General features: G+C 45.8%; 1 protein-coding gene. It reads right to left on the bottom strand.

Annotated elements, in window-relative coordinates:
* The coding region (locus R8O11_RS26345; protein ID WP_318194759.1) for a YjbH domain-containing protein at positions 1–848 on the bottom strand (848 nt) is incomplete at both ends.

An 848-nucleotide genomic window follows, 5' to 3' on the forward strand; every position in this document is an offset into this window, starting at 1 on the left:
GAAGCTTGTTCTGCTCAAAGTACTCTTGACCATAACGGCCTCGGTTAAAGTAGCGGCGAAGCATACTATTATCCATCACGAGTTCATCACCCTGACCTGCTGCCAAATAGTTTGTATCGTTGCCAACTCGTGTCGTAACGTTGAAATCATAAGCCTCGTTCCCACGAACCTGTATTGCTCCCGGTGACATATCACGCCATGGCGTTAATGGCAGCTTTACTGACACAGTGACAAACTGCTCTTCGTCTGTATCGTTAAACTTTGTCACCTGATAACTTGCCGATACTTCTATGTCTTCGAACCAATGTGATGTCGTGAATTTTGCGCCGACATCCCCCTTCCAAAACTCTCCAGCAGTCGCATTAAACTGCCAATCCCACTCCGGCATAGAGTATGTATAACGAGTTAAAAAGGTTTGGCGGTCTGGGTTCGCATAGCCATTTTTGTCTTTTTCGTCTTGATGTTGGAAATAGCTCATCTCTAATCCCAACTCATGGTTGCCCGATTGAGAGAACCAAGCTGATTCGCTGCGCGCACCGATATAATCCGACTTAACCAAGCCTAGAGAGACCTGGTTAGCAATATCGACATATGGTAAACGGAAGAACTGATGCACCATTGCACGATCAATCTCGTTCTCGTACGCGCTGTCTTCGAAATACCCGCCCTCTTCAAAATCATCACTTTCTGCTAAAGGTAAAATATGACGAACATCAATTGCCGCGCCAGACCATAGGTAGGTGTATAAGTTGCTAGACATAGCAAAAGAGTAATCATACACACCGTACTCGGTTGCAAAACCATGCCTGACCATAGGAGAAAGCACGATCTGCGAATCTAAAGTGCCT

The organism is Vibrio sp. 1288 (assembly GCF_033344475.1).